The organism is Exiguobacterium sp. HSB13, assembly GCF_056764755.1.
Map to the genome: position 1 here is coordinate 1366801 of NZ_JBUZOM010000001.1, position 20736 is coordinate 1387536.

Consider the following 20736-nt stretch of genomic DNA (forward strand, 5'->3'; position numbering starts at 1 on the left):
ACAAGCGGCTCGATATTCACCGGTAGCGCTCTTGTTTCTTGATATGTAAGGATCGTCCGACCAACTCGAAACCGACATGCTGATAGATCTTATTCGCTGTCTGGTTCGACCAATCGGTATAGAGCGTCACGACCGGATAAGACTGTAGTAGATGTTCAGATAGTTTGGCGACGAGATAAGAGGCATACCCATTTCCACGCAGTTCTTTCGGCGTATAGACGTAAGAAATCGTAATCCCAGTTTGTGTCGGACGCGTCGCTGCCGCCATTGCGACAAGCATATCTCCACTAAACAGTCCGAACAAGCTTCCTTGATGGATGTGGCGCGTCATCGACTGATGGAGTTGCGTAAGCTGTCGCTCAGAAGGTCGCGGTTCGACTTCATATAAAAATCCGGACGCAAACGCTAAGGCTTGTTGTCTTTCATCGTCCGAAATCGGTCGGAAGACGACGTTTTCCGGAACATCTGGCATCTTGACCTTCGTCAGTGCATACATCCCCTGTTCCATATGTACCTCATACATGGAATGTGGAAGTAAAAGCGGTGCTAAGATGACCTGTTCTCCGACGAATCCTGGACTGTCCAGAATTCGAGCAAGCTTTCGGATCCCTTCTTGCGAGAACACATCCCCAGCGACGATGGCTTGCTCGGGTATCGTTTGCAATATGACGAGACGATGATCGCCTTCTTGTGCCGTTGCCATCAAGAGCGGTTCATCCCCACGTTCTAATATGCCAAGAATCAACTGATGGGTATCCGGACGTTCAAGCAAAAACGGGAGGACGACCTTTTTGAACTGTTCATAATCACGATAATGCGTCACCATAGTCGACGACCTCCTTTATTTTTCTAGTGTACCAAATCTCACACGAGAAATCGTAGGTCGTCCGACGGAATCTATCGATTTTAAACGTTCGCTGTAAAACGTTCACTCCAAGCAACTGGATCTTTCGACCAATCCGCCAACTGTTTTTGCTCTTCTATAGTAATATCGCCTTGTTGTTGCGCCGTTTCGAGTAACGCTTCAAACGTCAGTAATGCATCCGCTTCAATTTTTGCGTCGCGGAGATTGTTTGATAAGCGCTCCATCCCGTATGAGAAGATCGCTTGAATGCGAACGACATCTGCCCCTTTCGCTTGCAAGGCTTCCGCTGCCTCGATCGCAGACATCCCCGTCGATAATAAATCTTCGATGACGACGACACGTTGTCCAGGCTGAATGACACCTTCGATTTGATTCCCTTTACCGTGTTTCTTGTTGCCACTACGTACGTAGACCATCGGTAATCCTAATCGTTCCGCGACGAATGCTGCGTGTGGAATACCTGCCGTCGCGGTTCCCGCAATCACATCGACTGCAAGTCGCTTCACTTTCTCTGCGAGTGCATCCGCAATCAACGAACGAACTTCCGGGTACGAGAGCGTCAAACGATTATCACAATAGATTGGTGAACGAAGTCCACTCGCCCATGTGTATGGATCGTTTGGCGATAAGGTGACGGCTTCAATACGGAGTAACGCACTAGCGATTGGATTTACCATGAGAATTGCCCCTTCCATTGTTCAAGTAACATCTGATAGACCTGTTCTGGATGTTCAGCACGTGTAATCGGACGACCGATCACTAAATCCGACGCTCCATTTTGACGAGCGTCAAGAACGGTCGCGACACGCTTTTGATCATCCGCTTGACTGTTCGTCGGACGAATGCCGGGTGTGACGAACCGAAAATCTGCTCGGCAGGCTGTAACTAATTCCGGAAGATCGAGTGCTGAACAGACGATACCGTCTAGTCCCGCTGCTTCTGCGAGTTGCGCATACTTACGAACGACTGTTGGCATCGCTCCTTCAATCTTTAAATCGCGTAACATCGCTTCATCCGTCGATGTCAACTGAGTCACGCCAATTAGTTGTGTCTCGGCGTTCGTCTCACGCAGTCCTTCTCGGGCTGCGATCATCATCTCTCTCCCACCGGCAACATGGACGTTCGTCAGTTCGACGCCTAGCTGTCCGATGATACGCATCGTCCGGCGCGCCGTTTCTGGAATGTCGTGGACTTTGACATCGAGGAATACCGCGTGTCCACGCTCGACGAGTTTACGGACGAACGTTCCGCCTGCTGCATAAAACAATTCCATCCCGACTTTCACGGCCGGTCGTGTCGTTTCGAACCGTTCGAGAAACGAAAAGACTTCTGCTTCGGTCGGAAAATCAAGCGCGATGTAAAGTTGATTCATATGCTTTCCCCCTGATGTCTAAAATATGATCGATACCCAGTTCGTCCATGCGTTCCGGTAACTGCTGAATCAATTCTTGACAGATATATGGATTGACGAAGTTTGCGGTACCGACGGCAACAGCCGAAGCCCCAGCGTAAATCATTTCCAAGACGTCATCGACCTCCATCACGCCACCCATGCCGATGATTGGGATCGAAACGACTTGCGCGACATCATGAATCATCCGAATCGCGACCGGTTTGATTGATGGACCGGATAATCCACCAATCCGATTGGCAAGGATTGGTTGCCCCGTCCGGACATCGATTCGCATCCCGACGAGTGTATTGATCATTGTCAGTCCGTCTGCGCCTGCTGCTTCGACGGCACGTGCCATCTCGACGATCGAGGTGACGTTCGGTGATAGTTTGACGTAGACCGGTTTAGTCGAGACTCGTTTGACACGTCGGGTCAACTCAGCGGCAAGCAACGGATCCGTTCCGAATTGAATCCCTCCAGATTTGACGTTCGGACAGGAAATATTTAATTCCAGTGCATGAATGCCAGGATGCCGACTCATTTTTTCTGCGACGAGCTCATATTCTTCCGGTGTCGAACCCGCGACATTGGCAATAATTGCCGTATCGAACATCTCGAGGAAAGGCAATTTATTCGTTAGGATGCCATCGACACCCGGGTTTTGGAGACCGATCGCATTCAACATCCCCATGCCACTCTCTGCGACACGCGGCGTCGGGTTTCCGTAGCGTTCTTCCCCCGTCGCTGCTTTAATCATGATCGCCCCAAGCTCTGATAAATCATACAACTTCGCATATTCCTCACCGAATCCAAAACATCCGGATGCTGGCATGATCGGATTTTTTAAAGAAAGTCCCGGCAACTCGACACGTAATCGTTCCGTCATAATACGACCTCCTCTGCCCGAAAGACGGGACCATCGGAACACGTCTTGACGTACCCGCCTGTCGGTGTTTGACAGACACAGGCAAAGCATGCTCCGATACCGCACCCCATCCGATTTTCAATCGACAGATACTTATGCTCGATCGGTTGTTGCTGTAGTGACTTTAACATCGGTTCCGGTCCGCAGGCGAGTAGGACATCGTAGCTTTCCGGACGTAAGGCTGCCGTAACGAACCCTTTCGTACCATGCGTCCCATCGACGGTCGTGACCGTCGTCTTTCCGAGCGCTTGGAATTCCGCTTCGTAAAAAACACTTGTTGCCGTATCAAATCCTAGAATCGCTTCACATGTCACGCCCCGGGCGACAAGTTGGCGCATCGTCTCATACAGCGGCGGGACACCGATCCCACCACCGACGAGGATGACCCTTTGCTCTCGATCGATTGCATTGATCGGAAACCCGTTTCCGAGCGGACCGAGGGCATCGATTGTATCATCCGGACGCAAGGAAGCCAGTTCTGCTGTTCCTTGTCCGATTTCTTTAAAGAGAAACGTGATCAAATCATGGTCGACCCGGGCAATCGAGATCGGTCGGCGTAAGAGTGGCCCGACGCGAAGATGCATGAATCGCCCTGGCGCGATGACCTGAGGTTGCTCGAGGCGACAGACGAGTTCTGTCGCACCTTGAGCTACCGTTCGTCGAGAGACGACCGTCAAGAGTTGCTTCATTGGATCACCACTTTCTTTTCATGTGTGAAGGCTTGGATTGCACTGGCTTCAAACGAGCGACTTTCGATGACACGTAGAATTGCTTCCGCTGTATCGAGTGATGTCAGACAGACGACTTGATTCTCGGCTGCTGCCCGGCGAATGATGAAGCCATCTTTCGTGACTTGCGAGTCCCGACTCATCGTATTGATGACGTATTCGATCTCCCCTTTTTCAATCACGTCGAGCATCGATTCGGAAGACGAGTCGATTTTGCCGACCGTCTGGACCGGTAATCCTTGCTCCGTCAAGTACGCTGCCGTTCCTTCCGTTGCAAGTAACGTGAATCCAAGTGAGGCAAAGCGTCGTGCGAGATCCGTCATTTCTGCTTTATCTGGATCTGCGACTGTCAAGAGGACACGACCGTGCTCTGGAATCGCCATCCCTGATGCGAGCAACCCTTTATAGAGCGCTTTTTCGAGCGTCCGGTCCGTTCCGATGACTTCACCAGTCGATTTCATTTCCGGTCCGAGCGTCGGATCAACTTCTTTAAGCTTCGCAAATGAGAAGACCGGCACTTTAACCGAGACGAGTGGTTCTTCCGGTAGGACACCACTTGTTAACCCATAAGAAGCAAGTGTCTCACCGAGAATGATATCCGTTGCGAGACGCGCGACCGGAAGTCCCGTCACTTTCGAGATGAATGGCACCGTCCGGCTGGCACGCGGATTAACTTCAAGGACATAGAGGGCGCCATCCGCGTAGACGAACTGGATGTTGAGTAAGCCTTTGATGCCGAATGCTTTCGCGATCCGTGTCGTGTAGTCGACGATCCGGTCCTTGATGTCTTGGGAGACACGTTGTGGCGGATAGACACCAATCGAGTCACCCGAGTGAACACCGGCACGTTCGATATGCTCCATGATGCCTGGAATGACGACATCCGTTCCGTCACAGATCGCGTCGACTTCGAGTTCGATTCCTGTCAGGTAGCGGTCGACGAGGACCGGTCGTTCCGGTGAGGCGATGACCGCGTGTTTCATGTAATGTTCGAGTTCTTCTTGAGCATAGACGATTTCCATTGCCCGACCGCCGAGGACATACGATGGACGAACGAGGACTGGGTAACCGAGTGACGCCGCTGCCGTGACCGCTTCTTCGACTGTCACGGCCGTTTTACCCGGTGGCTGTGGAATGTCGAGCGCCGTCAACGCTGCTTCGAACTGCTTCCGGTCCTCAGCTCGGTCAAGATCCTCAAGCGATGTCCCGAGAATCTTTACACCTTCTGCTGCTAATGACTCGGCTAAGTTGATCGCTGTCTGTCCACCGAACTGGACGATGACACCGAGTGGACGTTCATTTCGGATGACTTCCAGTACATCCTCCGTCGTCAATGGTTCAAAGTAAAGACGATCGGAAATCGAGAAGTCGGTCGACACGGTTTCCGGATTGTTGTTGACGATGATTGCTTCGTAGCCGGCTTGTCGAATCGCTTGAATCGAATGGACTGTCGCATAATCGAACTCGACTCCTTGACCAATCCGGATCGGACCTGATCCTAAGACGAGAATCGAAGAACGGTTCGTCGCGATCGCTTCATTTTCACGTTCGTATGTTCCGTAGTAGTACGGCGTATCGGACGCGAACTCTGCCGCACACGTATCGACCATCTTATAGACCGGATGAATCGCTTGTACTTCACGCATCCGGCGAATTTCCGTTTCCGTTTGTCCCGTGATTCGGGCGAGCATCGGGTCACTGAATCCATAGCGCTTCACATGCAGGAGTAGTTTAGGTGTCAAACCAGCTGCGACCGATTGCTCGAGCTGCCAAATATGGTGCAACTTTTCAAGGAACAGGCAATCAATCGCCGTCCAGTCATGAATCTGTTCGACGCTGTAACCGCGGACGAAGCCCGCGTACAAGGCGAAAAGTCGATCGTCCGTCGCTTGGCGAATCGCTTGTTGTAAGGCATCGTCTGCCATTTCGATGAAGCGTGGCATATACAGATCCGCTGTACCGATTTCGAGTGAACGAACGGCTTTTAGTAAGGCCTCTTCCATCGTCCGTCCCATTGCCATGACCTCACCAGTTGCTTTCATCTGTGTGCCGAGTGTCCGGTCTGCCGTTTCGAATTTATCGAACGGCCAGCGCGGAATCTTGGCGACGACATAATCGAGTGCCGGTTCGAAGGAAGCAAAACTTGTCTCGGTGATCGGGTTCTTTAATTCGGATAAGGCATACCCGACGGCAATCTTCGCAGCCAGTTTTGCGATTGGGTAACCCGTTGCTTTTGACGCGAGTGCAGACGAGCGTGAGACACGTGGATTGACTTCGATGACATAGTAGTCGAAGCTCGTCGGATCCAGTGCGAACTGGATGTTACATCCACCCTCAATCCCGAGTGCACGAATGATATCGAGCGAGACGTTTCGTAGCAATTGATAATCGCGATCCGATAGCGTTTGTGTCGGAGCGAAGACGATCGAGTCTCCAGTATGAACACCGACGGGATCGAAGTTTTCCATCGCACAGACGATGATCGCCTGATTCGTCGCATCGCGCATGACTTCGAACTCGACTTCCTTCATCCCGGCAATTGATTTTTCAAGGAGTACTTGTGTGGCCGGACTTGCCTTGAGTCCCCCTTCGACGATTCGCGTGAACTCTTCTGGTGTGTTGGCGATTCCACCGCCCGTTCCTCCAAGCGTATACGCCGGACGGATGATGATCGGTAAACCGATCTGTTGCCGGAATTGTTGTGCCTCTTCAAGCGTATGCACGATTTCACTGTCCGGCACACCATGCCCACGTTTAAACATCAGTTGACGGAACAAATCACGATCTTCTGCCTCTTCGATTGCTGACAATTTCGTACCGAGTAACTCGACACCATACTCAGCAAGGACACCGAGACGATCCAGTTCGACAGCCAAGTTCAGACCCGTTTGACCTCCGAGTGTCGCAAGCAAGGCATCAGGACGTTCCTTGCGGATGATCCGCGAGACGAACTCTGCTTGGAGGGGCTCGATGTAGACACGATCAGCGACTGTTGGATCCGTCATGATCGTTGCTGGGTTCGAGTTGACGAGGATGACTTCATATCCTTCTTCCTTCAAGGCTTGACACGCTTGTGTTCCCGCGTAGTCGAATTCAGCTGCTTGTCCGATCACGATTGGACCGGATCCGATAACGAGAATTTTCTGGATATCTTGACGTTTAGGCATGAGAGACCTCCTGTTGTTTCGTGATTTCTTCTAAAAACTGTTGGAATAGACCGTTCGCATCCATTGGACCAGGTGATGCTTCCGGATGGTACTGGACCGAGAAGACCGCTGCTGTCGTATGACGAATTCCTTCGACTGTTCCGTCGTTGATCGCAAGATGCGTCACTTCAAGCACGGTATCACGTAATGACTGTTCGTCGACGGCATACCCGTGATTTTGCGACGTGATATCGACGCGACCTGTCCGGATATCTTGGACTGGATGATTCGCCCCTCGGTGACCGAATGGGAGTTTGAACGTATCCGCTCCATGCGCTAGTGCGATCAACTGATGACCGAGACAGATGCCGAAGATGACAACTTTTCCCGTCAATTCTTGAATCATCGGAATCGCTGTCGGGACATCCTTTGGATTCCCTGGTCCGTTCGACAGCATCACACCGTCTGGACGATAGCGTAAGACTTCCGTTGCACTAACGTCGTAGGGCACGACGACGACTTCACAGCCGCGTTTGACGAGTTCGCGGACGATTCCGAGCTTCGCACCGAAGTCGACGAGGACAATCCGCGGTCCAGCGCCCGGAATGATGTACGCTCGTTCCGTCGAGGCCCGCTTGACTTGATCCGTCTCGATTGGTGCGTTTTGAAGATGAATCAGTTCTGCTGCTAAATCGAACTCACCATCAACAAGTCGTCCGCGCATGACGCCTTTCGAACGGATATGTCGTGTCAGTTGACGCGTATCGATTCCACTTAATCCTGGGATGTCGAGATCTTGGAGTGCTGCATCGAGGGTCATCTCACTCCGGAAGTTCGACGGTGTCTGACAATGTTCACGTACGATCAATGCTTTAGCGAGTGGACGCGTCGTTTCATAATCTTCTCGGTTAATCCCGTAGTTTCCAATCAACGGATTCGTCAACACGATCATCTGATCGCAGTAAGATGGATCCGATAACATTTCTTGATACCCTGTCATTCCGGTCTGAAAGACGACTTCTCCTGTTGTTGTCGTATCCGAGCCAAACGCTGTTCCTTCAAACGTCATCCCATCCTCTAGTATCAGTGTCCGTTTACGCATGTGCTGTGTCCTCCTTGAATACGATTTCTCCCTTGACGAGCGTCATGACCGGGAATCCTTTTAACCGTTCTCCTGCGAACGGTGTGTTCTTACCTTTTGAGCGGAATCGTTCCGGTGATATGGTCCGCTCTGTTTCTAAATCAAGCAGAACCAAATCTGCTTCCGCTCCCACTTCGAGTTTGCCGTAAGGAAGTTCAAAGATCGCTGCTGCCTTGTCTGTCAAATTCCGAATCAGTGTTTCAAGTGTCATCTCACCTTCAGCGACGAGTTTCGTATAGAGCAATGGGAAGGCCGTCTCAAACCCTGTGATGCCGAACGGCGCGCGTTCGATACCGAGTGCCTTCTCTTCTGCCGCATGAGGAGCATGATCGGTCGCGATGCAATCAATCGTTCCGTCCGCTAGCCCCTCGAGCAATGCTTGGCGATCCGCTTCACTCCGCAGGGGAGGATTCATTTTAAAGTTCGGATCCTGATTCGGTATGTCTTCATCGATCAACACGAGATGGTGTGGTGTGACTTCTGCCGTCACCCGGATCCCGGCTCGTTTCGCATCACGGATGACACGGACCGATTCTTTCGTCGAAACGTGACAAACATGGTAATGGCAGCCAGTCTCTTCGGCGATCAGGACATCCCGGGCGATGTGGATACTCTCAGCAAGCGATGGAATACCTTGTAGTCCTTCTCGTCGACTATAGTTCCCCTCGTGCACACACCCTGCTTTTAATGAATCATCTTCGCAGTGGGCAACGATCGTTTTCCCGAGCCGTGCCGCTTGTTGCATCGCTGTCCGCATGACTGCTGCCGTCTGGACACCGACACCGTCATCCGTGAACGCAACAGCATCTGTTAGTTGGTCGAACGCGACGAGTTCTTGTCCGAGTTGATTTTTTGAAATCGCCGCGTAAGGCAAAACCCGGACGGACGCCGTTTCTTCAATCTTTCGGAACAAGGCATCGAGTGTTTGGCGATCGTCCGGTACAGGACGCGTGTTCGGCATCGGACAAATCGTCGTGAATCCTCCCGCTGCCGCCGCTGCTGTGCCGGTCGCAATCGTTTCCTTATGTTCGCCACCCGGTTCCCGTAGATGGACATGGATGTCGACGAATCCTGGTGCAACGAATAAGCCGGATGCATCAATGACCGTTTCTCCAGCTTGTGGTGTTGCTGCTAAATCCGTAATTTTCCCGTCATCGATTCGAATATCCCCCGTCCGAACTTGTCCCGCCTCGAACCATCTTGCATTCTCAATTCGTGTTATCATCTTCATCGTCTCCTTTGATTGATTTCGTTGAAAAGCACCATTCCAGAATCGCCATGCGGGCAAAGACACCGTTTTTCATCTGTTCAAAGATCCGTGATCGCGGATGTTCAACCAGTTCGTCGGCAATCTCGACTCCTCGATTGACCGGTGCCGGATGAAGCACGATTGCGGAATTCTTCAGACGGTTCATCCGCTCATGCGTTAATCCATACGTCGCGTGATAGTCTGCTGGATCAAATCGAGTCGTCCCGTCATGCCGTTCGTGCTGGACACGCAGTAACATCAAGATGTCGCACTGTTCGACGGCTTCATCCATCGAAAGATGTGGAATCCCCATCGCCGGATCGTACCACTCAACTGGTCCTGATCCATAGACGATGGCACCGAGTCGCTTTAAGATATCCGCATTCGACCGGGCGACGCGACTATGTTGTAAGTCCCCACAGATGACGACGACTTTTCCTTCGACCGTTCCGTACGTCTCGACCATCGTCATCAGATCGAGTAAGGACTGGGACGGATGTTGACCGCTCCCGTCTCCCGCATTGATGATCGGAATATCGAGCGTTGCTAGTAGTTCTTCGTAATAGCCGGTCGCCCCGTGACGAATGACCAACCCATCTGCGCCGATTGCTTCAAGCGTCTTGCACGTATCGCGTAACGTCTCCCCTTTTTGTACGGAGGAAGTCGCGGTTTCGAACGGTAGTAGATACATGTTCAGGCGATGCTCTGCCATCTCAAAGGAAGAGCGTGTCCGGGTCGAGTTTTCAAAGAACAGATTGACGAGTGTCTTATCGGAAAAATCTGGTGCTGGCTCGCCCCGTTTAAAAGCGAGACTGCGCTCAATCAAAGAATTGATCTCTGTCGTGGATAAGCTTTCTAAATTGACGAAATGCCGGTTTTTTAGGATCGTCTTCATATCATTCACTCCTTTTCAGGTCATGAAAAAGGCGCACCTTCTAAGTGAAGGTGCGCCGAAAGAAGGCAGAGTGATTCCCTGCATCTTTTCATGGCCCTCACTTTATCGTTCTCTCGGAACGTCTTAAAAGTTGTTAGCTACGGATTGAGTTGTAGAGGTTTCCGTTGTTTCTTCGACCTGCTCTGTCGTTTTCGGAAGGACTAGATTCAGGATGATCCCAAGAATCGTCGCCAGTGCCATCCCTTCGAGAGAGAAGTTGCCGATTTTGAGCGCTGCGCCTCCGATACCCGTGACGAGAATGACGGCTGTAATCGTCAAGTTTCGTTTATCGGCAAGATCAATCTTACTTTCCGTCAGCGTCCGGAGACCGTTTGACGCGATGACTCCGAATAAGAGGATACTGATCCCGCCCATGACTGGTGTCGGAATCGTCTTGATGAACCCTTCGACATATCCGAGGAAACCGAAACTGATCGCAAGAACCGCCGCACCACCTAGGACAAAGACACTATAGACGCGAGTGATTGACATGACACCGTTGTTTTCACCGTAGGTCGTAACTGGTGGTCCACCGAGCATCGAAGCGACTGTCTTCGCAATCCCGTCGCCAAGTACGGTCCGGTGCATCCCTGGATCAAGGAGCGTCTCGCGCCCGATGATGCGTGATGTCACTTTTTGTTCGCCGATGTGTTCCGTCAGTGTGACGAGCGTCACGGGAACGATTAGTAGCAAGGCTGCTGTATTCCACGATGGTGTGTAACTCAGGAACGGAATCGTGAAGTCCGGCACGTGGAAGAACGTGGCTTGTTGCAGTGGTGTGAAGTCAATGATTCCGACCGATGCCGCAACGAGATAACCAACCGTGATCCCGAACAGGATCGGAATCGTGCTCCACATTCCTTTTAAGTACGTCATCGCAAGGAGTGTGACACCGAGTGTGACCATCGCGACGAGGAAGTACAGTCCGTTGTACTTACCGTCCGCTCCGTTCATCGCCATGTTGACAGCGGTCGGGGCGAGCGATAAACCGATGACCATGATGACCGGTCCGATGACAACCGGCGGGAGTAAGCGAAGCAACCAAGCAGCTCCCGTGTAGCGGATGAGGAGTGAGACAAGTCCGTAAACGAGTCCAGCGACCATTCCGCCGATTAAGGCATCCTCGACACCCCACCGTTCACTGACGGCAATGATCGGGGCAATGTAGGCAAAACTCGAACCAAGATATGTGGGTACTTTGAAGCGGGTAACGGCGAGGAAAATCAGTGTGCCGACTCCGCTTGCGACGAGCGCGACCGATGTGTTGAGTCCCGTTAAGAGCGGGACGAGCACGGTCGCACCAAACATCGCGAAGACGTGTTGCAGGCTGAGCATCAGCCAGTTTAGAGGGTGAGTAGGTACTTCTTGTACATCAAGTACTGCGGCATGTTTTGCCATATGGATGACTCCCTTTCTGGTCTCTCTGGACCACCTTAAAGGTTTTGAATTTTAGCGTTTAATGAATACTTGATCGGCTTCATCGACTTCAGAAAGCGCGACGACGACTTGTTCCTCACGGGATGTCGGGACGTTCTTACCGATGAAATCTGGTCGAATCGGTAACTCCCGATGTCCGCGGTCGACGAGGACAGCGAGTTGAATCATACTTGGTCTTCCGTGGTCGACGAGCGCGTCCATCGCGGCGCGAACGGTGCGTCCTGTGTAGAGGACATCGTCAACGAGGACGACGATTTTCCCGGTGATGTCTTCCGGTAAATCAGAACCTTTAATTTCTGGTTCTAAACTTCGTTTCGACAAGTCATCCCGGTACATCGAGATGTCGACGACACCGAGTAAGACCGGTTTTCCTTCGATTTGTTCGATTCGCTTCGCAAGGCGACGAGCGAGTGTCTCGCCACGCGTCTTGATTCCGACGATCATCAAATCATGAATCCCTTTGTTTCGTTCGATGATTTCATGGGCGATCCGTGTCAGTGCACGTCCAATCGCGGCTTCATCTAAGATGACGGCTGGTTTCATAGTTTCTCCTTTCATACAAAAGACCTTCTGCGGGAATCCGCAGAAGGTCATCGAAGACAGAATCATGGCATACGTATTGTATGCATGCCTACACACAATCGTGGTAGGTTCTCCCTTTCGCAGCCTCTCCGGACTCGATTAAAGGTGATATTAGTTTGGTAGGATCGTCGCTCGGACGACCGAAGTGTCAGTAGAGGATGTCTCGCATCGCTCTCTAGGTGATACTCTACCGTTTTATTAGAAAAACGTCAAGACTCTAATTCAAGTTTTTTCAATTGACCGATTTCAAATGTCATCTCTTCTGGGAGTGGTGCTTCAAACCGCATCCACTCGCCTGTGCGTGGATGTTCGAAACCGAGAACCGCAGCATGCAAGGCTTGACCGTTCATTTTCATCGTCTTGCGTGGACCATATTTCGGGTCACCTGCAAGCGGGAAACCGATATAACGCATATGGACACGGATTTGGTGTGTCCGTCCTGTTTCAAGTTTACATTCAACGACCGTAAAGCCTTCGTACCGATCAAGCACACGGAAATGGGTTACGGCAGACTTTGAATTCTTATCCGTTACCGTCATCCGTTGACGGTCGTTCTTATCGCGTCCGATTGGCGCTTCGATTGTTCCGAGTTCGTGCGGGATTTCACCGTGTACGAGCGCGATGTAAAGACGTTCTGTCGTCTTCTCTTTTAATTGATGCGCAAGCGATTCATGCGCTAAGTCGTTCTTAGCGACCATCAAGAGACCTGATGTATCCTTATCGATCCGGTGAACGATTCCTGGACGTTTGACGCCATTGATGCCTGAGAGATCTTGACAGTGGTGTAATAAGGCGTTGACGAGCGTTCCTGAGACATGACCTGCCGCCGGGTGAACGACCATCCCTTTTGGTTTGTTGACGACGATGACGTCCGAGTCCTCATAGACGACATCAAGTGGGATGTCTTCCGGTAAGATCTCGAGCTCCACCGCTTCCGGGATATGAACGACAATCGATTCCGTTCCCGATAATTTATAGTTCGGTTTGACGACACGACCATCGACTTCGACACGTCCCGCTTTCAACCATTCCTGTACTTGCGAACGCGACCAATCGTTTTGTTCTGCGAGCCATTTATCAATGCGCCCTGTCGCTCCATCCGCTTGCACGGACCATGTTTCTACTTCATTCATTTATCCATCGTTCCTTTCTTAGTCAACCGTTCTTCGAACATGACGCTGATCAGCATCGCGATGACACCAAACGTCAAACAAACGTCTGCGACATTAAAGATCGGAAAATTATAGCCGAACGGGAAGAAGTGGAAGAAATCAACGACTTCTCCTCGTGCCATTCGATCAATGAAATTTCCGATCGCACCACTGAGCAATAACGCGATGCTCCAAGCAAATACCTTATTTTTCGTGCCTTCCTTGTAGAGGAAGTAAATCAATCCAATGACGACGACGACCGTAACGATGAAGAAAAAGCCGAATTTACCTTCGAGCATTCCCCACGCAGCGCCTCGATTCCGATACGAGTTGAGATAAAAGAAATCCGGAATGACCGTGATCGCTTGACCGATCGTCATGTTTTGAACGACGATCCATTTCGTTAACTGGTCGATTCCAACGAGTAAAGCAGCAATCCCTAAGTAAAGCCACATCCTATTGTCCTCCGCATCCAAAAATAATGAGGGACGTCCTGCGAAGTCGCAGTCGCCCCTCCCTTTGTATCATTATAAAGAATTGACGACTTCAGTACAACGTGGGCAAAGCGTCGGATGAGCCGGATCTTGTCCGAGTTCCGTCGAATATGTCCAACAACGTTCACATTTTTCACCGTCAGCTTTTTGAACCGTGATGCCGGTCGTCTCATACGTCTTATCCGCTGTTTCCACGAATTCGAGTTGTGAGACTTGGAGTAACTGCTCAAGATGATCGATTGTTCCGAGCAAGGCTTTTGTTTCTTCTTTCGGCGCAATTAAGAGTTTCGCTTCAAGTGTCTTACCGACGAGTTTCTCAACGCGTGCTTCCTCGAGTGCTTTTAAGACATCATCGCGGAACGTCAGGAACGCGTTCCATTTCTCGATGAGGGCAAGTCCTTCTTCTGAGACTTCGATCGTTTCCGGAAGGTCCGTCAAGAAGATACTCTTCGTCTCAACAGCTGGTACGAACTCCCATGCTTCGTCTGCTGTGTGTGGCAGGACAGGTGCCATCAATTGCAACAAGGCGACGACTGTATCATACATGACCGTCTGAACCGCACGACGCGACGTCGCGTCTGCTTTTTCGATATACAGGATATCTTTCGTGTAATCGAGGTAGAACGACGACAAATCAAGGACGCAGAAGTTGTGGAGCAATTGATAGACCGACATGAAGTCGTACGCATCATATGCCGCTTTTACTTTTCCAACAAGTTGGTCCAATTTCGTCCGCATGAAACGGTCTGACTCTGGTAAGTCTTCAAATGCGACACGATGCGCCGCAGGATCGAATTGATCCAAGTTTCCGAGAAGGAAACGAACCGTGTTGCGGATTTTCCGGTATGACTCTGAGACTTGTTTGAAGTTATCCATCGACGCCCGGACATCGGCTTGATAATCAACAGATGCGACCCATAAGCGAAGAATCTCTGCTCCGAATTGTTGCATGACTTGGATCGGTGCGATCGTGTTACCGATCGATTTAGACATCTTACGACCTTGACCATCCAAGACGAATCCGTGACTGACGACCGCTTTATATGGTGCTTTCCCTGTCGTTGCGACAGATGTCGATAACGAAGAGTTAAACCAACCGCGGTATTGGTCAGATCCTTCAAGATAGAGATCCGCCGGACGCGTCAATTCAGGACGTGTCGCAAGGACACCGGCATGTGATGAACCAGAATCGAACCAGACATCCATGATGTCCGTTTCTTTTTTGAAGATACCGTTCGGGCTTGCTGGATGTGTGAATCCTTCAGGAAGCAAGTCGACTGCTTCGCGCTCATACCAGACGTTTGATCCGTGAGCTGCGAACAGGTTAGCGATATGATCAATCGTTTCCGGTGTGACGATTTCCGTACCGTCTTCAGCGTAGAAGATTGGAAGTGGAACGCCCCAAGCACGTTGACGTGAGATGACCCAGTCGCCGCGGTCTTTAAACATGTTGTGAAGACGTGTTTCGCCCCACTCTGGTACCCACTGGACGCCTTTGATCTCATCAAGGATTTCTGCACGGAAGTCTTTGATTGAAGCGAACCACTGTGGCGTTGCCCGGAAGATGACCGGTTTTTTCGTCCGCCAGTCGTGTGGATACGAGTGTTTGATGAACGATAGTTTTAAGAGAGCTCCTGCTTCTTCGAGGGCGAGACCGATTTCTTTGTTCGCATCCTCATAGAACATACCTTCAAATCCAGGAGCTTCTGCTGTCATGACTCCTTTATCGTCAACTGGGCAAAGGACGTCAAGACCGTACGCTTGACCGATGCGGAAGTCATCTTCCCCGTGACCTGGAGCTGTATGAACGACACCTGTCGCTTCTGCTGTAACGTGATCGCCAAGCATGACGAGTGATTCACGATCGTAAAGCGGATGTTTTGCCTTGATGTACTCGAAGTCCGCACCATTGAAGACACGTCCGACTGTTGCATCTTCCCATCCGAGTGCTTCGATGACTTCAGGAACGAGTGTTTCCGCTACGATATAGCCTTTTCCTTGATATTCGATCCGCGCATACGTCAGTTCCGCACTGACAGAGATTCCAAGGTTCGCTGGAATCGTCCATGGTGTCGTCGTCCAGATGACGAAATGATCCGTCGGCTCTAAGATGTTTTTTCCGTCCATGACTTGGAACGCGACATAGATGGCAGCTGATCGTTTATCCTGATATTCGATTTCTGCTTCAGCGAGTGCCGATTCAGAAGATGGTGACCAATAGACTGGCTTCTTCCCTTTATAGATATAGCCTTTGTTCGCCATATCTCCGAATAAACGAATTTGCGCTGCTTCAAATTCTGGTTGCAGGGTGATATATGGGTTGTCATAGTCACCGAGAACGCCGAGGCGTTTGAATTGCTCGCGTTGGTGATCGACTTGTTCGAGCGCATATTTCGCACATAATTCACGGAATTCCGCGACCGTCATCGATTTACGATCAACGCCGGCTTTTTGAAGTGCTGTTTCGATTGGTAATCCGTGTGTGTCCCAACCTGGTACGTAAGGCGACTGGAAGCCATTCATCGATTTATAACGAACGATAATGTCCTTTAAAACTTTATTCAATCCGTGACCCATGTGGATGTCACCATTCGCATACGGAGGACCATCGTGAAGGATGAACGTTGGCTTCCCAGCATTTTTTTCTTGGACCGCAGCGTAGAGGTCCATCTCTTCCCAACGTGCTTGCATATCTGGTTCACGTTTCGGCAAGTTGCCTCGCATTAAAAACTCCGTTTTCATCATCAATAAGGTTTCTTTGTAATCCATCTGACCATCTCTCACCTTTCGCTTTAAAAGTACAAAAAAAGCCAAGCTCATCCCTGAGATAGGGACGAGCTTGGCTGAACTCGCGGTACCACCCTACTAATCCTGCTCGTCAATTCGACGACACAAGACCGCTTAAGTACTCGATAACGGGAGTGAGCCGGCATGACTTACTGTTCAGCGAACGTTCAGTCATGCACTCCAAGGGGATACCCCATCTTTTTCGTTGTTCGGGCTTCCACCATTCCCCGATTCGCTGTCAACCGTCCAAGATGCGACGTGTCCTTGTCATTGATTTTTATTTATACGACATCGTCGTCATTATACGCAACTGCTGGAACATCGTCAAGCGCTCCACGAGAAGAGAAATCAAACGCATCCCAGTCATGGCTCGTCAATAATTCCATCTGTGCATCGATCAATACTTTGAATCGATTACGATAGAGTTCGATTTTTTTGCGCATTTGCTCTACTTCGAAGTCTGTCCGTTGTGCCCGGCGTTGCGCCGCATCTTGCAACTGCTCTGCTTCACGTTCTGCTTGCTTTAGGATCAAGCTCGCTTCTTTTGAAGCATTGGCTTTGACTTCTTCAGCCGCTTCCTGTGCGACAATGATCGATTTGTTCAATGTTTCTTCCATCGAACTAAAGTAATCAACGCGTGCTTGCATGTTTTGAATGACTTCCTGTTGTTGACGATTCTCACGCAACAACAATTCAAAATCCTTGATGACTTGATCTAGGAATTCGTTCACTTCATCTTCGTCATAGCCGCGAAACTTTCGTGTGAACTCCTTATTATGAATATCGAGTGGCGTTAATGGCATGATGAATTCCTCCTCCGCATTTATCTTATCCTTTTAAAATACCGTATTGCAGCTTGATCCGGTCACGTTTTGTTGATCCGAGGATTGCAATCAACTTGACACGTCCTGTTCCACGCAAGGAAAGCAAATCGCCTTCTTCTAGCATGAAACTCGAATCATCCACTACTTTATAATTGACCTTACTTTCACCTTGTTTAATGAGCGTCTGTGCTTTTTGACGTGAGAAGCCGAGAATTTCACTCACGACCGTATCGAACCGGAGTGAACTGACGAACCCAAGTGTCTCTTCCCACTCTTGATCCTTCACTTTCAAACGGTCTTCCGCCTCAACACGTGAAAGACGAATCTTCGTCTTCCCTGCTCGTTCGACGTTTGCTTCGATATAGGTCGCGACTTCGTCCGCGACGGCAAATTGTACTTGATCCTGGATGATGACGTCGCCGAATTTGGCTCGTTTCAATCCGACGTTCAATAATGTACCGGTGACTTGACGATGAGAAAGTTCAACGAATTTAGTAGGATAATGAATGCGATAGATGGAGATGTCAAAGTCATCCGCGTTGTATTCATAATAATCTGGTGCGAGGATTGCCCGTTTACGTTCAGCGCCTTCGAAACCGCCCTCAAAAAAGAGGGCGCATTTCGAACCGACGAGTTCTTGTGTGATTTGTTGTTCACGTGGATCTAGGAAATCCGTTAATTTGAACGTATAGGTCGCTTCCACATGATCGATCCAGTTCAAGACTGAATCGACGAATTCCCGCTCGCTTCCACGATAATGATCGTATACGCTCATACTAAAAAGATTGCTCGAATGCCCGATTGAGCCAAGTTCAAGACGAGGAAGGCTACAATCGGCGAGATATCCAGCATGCCCCCGATAGGCGGGATGATACGACGGAAGGGCGCTAGGAATGGCTCGACTAACATTGCGAGCACTTGTCCGAATTTCGAATCACGGGCATTCGGGAACCACGATAGCAGGATATAAACGATCATGACGTAACTGTAATACTGTAATAACGTACTCAATGTACGACCAATTGCGTACATCACTTGAGAATCCATACTTACCACCCCTTATGATTAATATCATCTTCTCCAAGAAGATTCGAGATGCTACCAGCCAACTCGACGTTGTTCGGAACACAGAGGAGGGTATTCTGACTGATCGTCGTAATCGTTCCATCGAGAGCGAAGACGACACCAGATAAGAAATTGATCATCTGTCGTGATTGATCTTTTGACATACGCTGCATATTGACGATGACAGCACGGTTCTGACGAAGATGTTCCCCGATTTCCTGGGCTTCGTTGAAGACACGTGGTTCACTCAAAATAACTTGCGATTTCGTTTTTTTCGTCGCATGAAGCGGCACGATATTCGATTGTCTCACGCTGTCCTCCTTTTGAGTAACACTTGGGGTAGATTCCTCGTAATACTCTTCATACTCTTGTTGTGAAGCACCTCTACCTTTATTTATTGTAGCATCATTTTCATATTCAAGTTCATCTAAATCGTCGCTGTTGCCGAGAAATAGATTTTGCATTTTTGATTTAAAACCCATATCCATTCTCCCTTCTTCTCGTTTAGGTGTGAACGAGCGTCGTCCCGATTCGGACGAACGTCGCCCCTTCTTCGATGGCGATTTCAAAATCAGACGACATTCCCATAGATAACTCCATACATGGAGCATACGACAATTTTTTCGCCTTGACCTCTTCTTGCAATGTTTTTAATGAACGAAATACCTCACGGATACGCGTCGCATCTTCCGTTAACGGTGCCATCGTCATCAGTCCGATGACACGAATCGCTGGATACTGACCGATTTCATGTAAGAACGACGGTACATCCTCAGGTGCAATGCCTTGCTTCGATTCTTCTCCAGAAACGTTGACTTGAATGAAACAATCAATGATTCGGTCCGTTCGTTTATTGATCTCTTCCGCCAAATGAAGACGGTCGAGGGAATGCAACACGTCAATGGCATCGATGATTTGACGAACTTTACGTGTCTGTAACGTACCGATGAAGTGCCACGTACATGCCGTTCGTCCGAGTTCCGCCTGTTTTTCAAGTAGTCCATCCGGACGGTTTTCTCCGAGATGTGTCACGCCTGCCGCTAATAATTCAGAAGCAACTTGACTTGAGACTGATTTCGTCACGCCAATCAACTGTACCTGCTTTTCAGAAGAACTCTTTTCGCTTGCTTGTTCCATTCGTTTCGTAACCTCTTGTACATTATCAAGAATTGACATCCAATGACTCCTTTACGATCAAACTTGCAAAGCGACCACCGTGGTCGCCGTGGCGATAAGAGAAGTAATCTTCCGCCTGACAGTGTGTACATAGACCTGTGTCCAGGACGTCACCGACTCCACAACGCTCAGCTAGCGCAGCGTTCGTTTTTTGTAGCGATAACATCGCTTTTCCATCTTCCTTGCGTATGTAAGGAGTCTCATCGAGTTCAAGCGCATCGATTGCATCGATGACGGGTTGATCGACTTCGTAACAACAATCACGGATCGAGGGACCAATGACCATTTGAATCGATGAACGACTCGCACCCGCACGTTCCATTTGCTTGACTGTTTCCTCGACGATATTGCCGACAGTTCCGCGCCAACCGGCGTGCGTATTCGCGATGATTCCTGTCGTCGGATCACAGAAGACAAGCGGAACACAGTCAGCGAAGAGCATCATCAATAAAACATTCGAATCAGTCGTCACCAATCCATCTGTACCCGGAATCGCTGTTTCGTAATCCAAAGCACCGCGCCCAGAGTCAAGTGTCGTCACCTGTTCGACGTGATTTCCGTGAACTTGCTGTGCCCAAATCGAGTTCTCGAGGGATAGATCAAGCTGACGTGCGATGACTTGTCGGTTCTGGATGACACCGTCGCGATCATCGTTGACATGTAATCCTAAATTTCCGTTTTCATGAGGGGCAGCGAACTTCGTCGTAAAGGCGGCACGTACGGTACCTGTCGGTGTATCCCATTTGATCCATTGTCCAAACATGTTCATGCCTCCTTTGATTTTAAAAAAAGAGGCGCCGCTTTCGCGACACCTCATCGTTTAGCAGTCGTGTCACTGG

At 50.0% G+C, this 20736-nt stretch carries 20 protein-coding genes and 1 other annotated feature; all 20 genes read right to left on the reverse strand.

Annotation, left to right across the window (positions count from 1 at the left end):
• Positions 1–16: 16 nt before the first annotated feature.
• Positions 17–826 carry a GNAT family N-acetyltransferase gene (locus ACZGCQ_RS07415; protein ID WP_481265956.1) on the reverse strand — a complete coding sequence of 270 codons (810 nt, stop codon included), beginning with the start codon at positions 824–826 and terminating at the stop codon, positions 17–19.
• 80 nt (positions 827–906) lie between these two features.
• Positions 907–1548: an orotate phosphoribosyltransferase gene (gene pyrE / locus ACZGCQ_RS07420; protein ID WP_481266371.1), complete on the reverse strand. Its 642-nt coding sequence runs from the start codon at positions 1546–1548 to the stop codon at positions 907–909.
• A complete protein-coding gene (pyrF, locus tag ACZGCQ_RS07425) occupies positions 1536–2237 on the reverse strand; it encodes an orotidine-5'-phosphate decarboxylase (protein WP_214727050.1) in 702 nt (233 codons plus the stop codon). The genes pyrE and pyrF overlap by 13 nt, the downstream gene beginning before the upstream one ends.
• The gene (locus tag ACZGCQ_RS07430; protein ID WP_481265957.1) at positions 2212–3144 is read right to left on the reverse strand and encodes a dihydroorotate dehydrogenase; all 933 of its coding nucleotides are present in this window, start codon (positions 3142–3144) and stop codon (positions 2212–2214) included. The genes pyrF and ACZGCQ_RS07430 overlap by 26 nt, the downstream gene beginning before the upstream one ends.
• Positions 3141–3872, reverse strand: a complete 732-nt coding sequence (locus ACZGCQ_RS07435; RefSeq protein ID WP_481265958.1) for a dihydroorotate dehydrogenase electron transfer subunit — start codon at positions 3870–3872, stop codon at positions 3141–3143. Before ACZGCQ_RS07435 ends, ACZGCQ_RS07430 begins: the two co-directional genes overlap by 4 nt.
• Positions 3869–7078, reverse strand: a complete 3210-nt coding sequence (carB, locus tag ACZGCQ_RS07440) for a carbamoyl-phosphate synthase large subunit (RefSeq protein ID WP_481265959.1) — start codon at positions 7076–7078, stop codon at positions 3869–3871. Before carB ends, ACZGCQ_RS07435 begins: the two co-directional genes overlap by 4 nt.
• Positions 7071–8159 (reverse strand): carbamoyl phosphate synthase small subunit, encoded by a 1089-nt coding sequence (locus ACZGCQ_RS07445; RefSeq protein ID WP_481265960.1) that lies wholly within the window; start codon positions 8157–8159, stop codon positions 7071–7073. The genes carB and ACZGCQ_RS07445 overlap by 8 nt, the downstream gene beginning before the upstream one ends.
• Entirely contained in the window at positions 8152–9423 is a 1272-nt protein-coding gene (locus tag ACZGCQ_RS07450) for a dihydroorotase (protein ID WP_029342126.1), read from the reverse strand. Before ACZGCQ_RS07450 ends, ACZGCQ_RS07445 begins: the two co-directional genes overlap by 8 nt.
• Positions 9407–10342, reverse strand: a complete 936-nt coding sequence (locus tag ACZGCQ_RS07455; RefSeq protein ID WP_214807503.1) for an aspartate carbamoyltransferase catalytic subunit — start codon at positions 10340–10342, stop codon at positions 9407–9409. The genes ACZGCQ_RS07450 and ACZGCQ_RS07455 overlap by 17 nt, the downstream gene beginning before the upstream one ends.
• A gap of 123 nt (positions 10343–10465) precedes the next feature.
• A complete protein-coding gene (locus tag ACZGCQ_RS07460; RefSeq protein WP_029342128.1) occupies positions 10466–11779 on the reverse strand; it encodes a uracil-xanthine permease family protein in 1314 nt (437 codons plus the stop codon).
• A 51-nt stretch (positions 11780–11830) separates the two neighbouring features.
• Complete coding sequence (gene pyrR / locus ACZGCQ_RS07465) at positions 11831–12361, reverse strand: bifunctional pyr operon transcriptional regulator/uracil phosphoribosyltransferase PyrR (RefSeq protein ID WP_029342129.1); 531 nt, start codon at positions 12359–12361, stop codon at positions 11831–11833.
• A gap of 248 nt (positions 12362–12609) precedes the next feature.
• Positions 12610–13533 (reverse strand): RluA family pseudouridine synthase, encoded by a 924-nt coding sequence (locus tag ACZGCQ_RS07470; protein ID WP_047393734.1) that lies wholly within the window; start codon positions 13531–13533, stop codon positions 12610–12612.
• On the reverse strand, positions 13530–14006 hold the full coding sequence (gene lspA, locus ACZGCQ_RS07475) for a signal peptidase II (RefSeq protein WP_029342131.1): 477 nt from the start codon (positions 14004–14006) through the stop codon (positions 13530–13532). Before lspA ends, ACZGCQ_RS07470 begins: the two co-directional genes overlap by 4 nt.
• Before the next feature lie 72 nt (positions 14007–14078).
• Complete coding sequence (ileS, locus tag ACZGCQ_RS07480; protein WP_481265961.1) at positions 14079–16814, reverse strand: isoleucine--tRNA ligase; 2736 nt, start codon at positions 16812–16814, stop codon at positions 14079–14081.
• A gap of 57 nt (positions 16815–16871) precedes the next feature.
• Positions 16872–17112: a binding site (T-box leader), on the reverse strand.
• A 1-nt stretch (position 17113) separates the two neighbouring features.
• A complete protein-coding gene (locus tag ACZGCQ_RS07485; RefSeq protein ID WP_023468794.1) occupies positions 17114–17635 on the reverse strand; it encodes a DivIVA domain-containing protein in 522 nt (173 codons plus the stop codon).
• 25 nt (positions 17636–17660) lie between these two features.
• The gene (locus ACZGCQ_RS07490; RefSeq protein WP_029342133.1) at positions 17661–18431 is read right to left on the reverse strand and encodes a YlmH family RNA-binding protein; all 771 of its coding nucleotides are present in this window, start codon (positions 18429–18431) and stop codon (positions 17661–17663) included.
• Positions 18428–18703: a YggT family protein gene (locus tag ACZGCQ_RS07495; RefSeq protein WP_023468796.1), complete on the reverse strand. Its 276-nt coding sequence runs from the start codon at positions 18701–18703 to the stop codon at positions 18428–18430. Before ACZGCQ_RS07495 ends, ACZGCQ_RS07490 begins: the two co-directional genes overlap by 4 nt.
• A gap of 2 nt (positions 18704–18705) precedes the next feature.
• Complete coding sequence (locus ACZGCQ_RS07500; RefSeq protein WP_231496839.1) at positions 18706–19032, reverse strand: cell division protein SepF; 327 nt, start codon at positions 19030–19032, stop codon at positions 18706–18708.
• Between the two features lie 193 nt (positions 19033–19225).
• A complete protein-coding gene (locus tag ACZGCQ_RS07505) occupies positions 19226–19897 on the reverse strand; it encodes a YggS family pyridoxal phosphate-dependent enzyme (protein ID WP_214727017.1) in 672 nt (223 codons plus the stop codon).
• Entirely contained in the window at positions 19884–20660 is a 777-nt protein-coding gene (gene pgeF / locus ACZGCQ_RS07510; RefSeq protein WP_069940846.1) for a peptidoglycan editing factor PgeF, read from the reverse strand. The genes ACZGCQ_RS07505 and pgeF overlap by 14 nt, the downstream gene beginning before the upstream one ends.
• Positions 20661–20736 lie beyond the last annotated feature (76 nt).

Coding starts and splice junctions, on each gene's coding strand:
- ACZGCQ_RS07415 (WP_481265956.1), bottom strand. CDS start 826: ATGGTGACGCATTATCGTGATTATGAACAGTTCAAAAAGGTCGTCCTC.
- pyrF (WP_214727050.1), bottom strand. CDS start 2,237: ATGAATCAACTTTACATCGCGCTTGATTTTCCGACCGAAGCAGAAGTC.
- ACZGCQ_RS07430 (WP_481265957.1), bottom strand. CDS start 3,144: ATGACGGAACGATTACGTGTCGAGTTGCCGGGACTTTCTTTAAAAAAT.
- ACZGCQ_RS07435 (WP_481265958.1), bottom strand. CDS start 3,872: ATGAAGCAACTCTTGACGGTCGTCTCTCGACGAACGGTAGCTCAAGGT.
- carB (WP_481265959.1), bottom strand. CDS start 7,078: ATGCCTAAACGTCAAGATATCCAGAAAATTCTCGTTATCGGATCCGGT.
- ACZGCQ_RS07445 (WP_481265960.1), bottom strand. CDS start 8,159: ATGCGTAAACGGACACTGATACTAGAGGATGGGATGACGTTTGAAGGA.
- ACZGCQ_RS07450 (WP_029342126.1), bottom strand. CDS start 9,423: ATGATAACACGAATTGAGAATGCAAGATGGTTCGAGGCGGGACAAGTT.
- ACZGCQ_RS07455 (WP_214807503.1), bottom strand. CDS start 10,342: ATGAAGACGATCCTAAAAAACCGGCATTTCGTCAATTTAGAAAGCTTA.
- ACZGCQ_RS07460 (WP_029342128.1), bottom strand. CDS start 11,779: ATGGCAAAACATGCCGCAGTACTTGATGTACAAGAAGTACCTACTCAC.
- pyrR (WP_029342129.1), bottom strand. CDS start 12,361: ATGAAACCAGCCGTCATCTTAGATGAAGCCGCGATTGGACGTGCACTG.
- ACZGCQ_RS07470 (WP_047393734.1), bottom strand. CDS start 13,533: ATGAATGAAGTAGAAACATGGTCCGTGCAAGCGGATGGAGCGACAGGG.
- lspA (WP_029342131.1), bottom strand. CDS start 14,006: ATGTGGCTTTACTTAGGGATTGCTGCTTTACTCGTTGGAATCGACCAG.
- ileS (WP_481265961.1), bottom strand. CDS start 16,814: ATGGATTACAAAGAAACCTTATTGATGATGAAAACGGAGTTTTTAATG.
- ACZGCQ_RS07485 (WP_023468794.1), bottom strand. CDS start 17,635: ATGCCATTAACGCCACTCGATATTCATAATAAGGAGTTCACACGAAAG.
- ACZGCQ_RS07490 (WP_029342133.1), bottom strand. CDS start 18,431: ATGAGCGTATACGATCATTATCGTGGAAGCGAGCGGGAATTCGTCGAT.
- ACZGCQ_RS07495 (WP_023468796.1), bottom strand. CDS start 18,703: ATGGATTCTCAAGTGATGTACGCAATTGGTCGTACATTGAGTACGTTA.
- ACZGCQ_RS07505 (WP_214727017.1), bottom strand. CDS start 19,897: ATGTCAATTCTTGATAATGTACAAGAGGTTACGAAACGAATGGAACAA.
- pgeF (WP_069940846.1), bottom strand. CDS start 20,660: ATGTTTGGACAATGGATCAAATGGGATACACCGACAGGTACCGTACGT.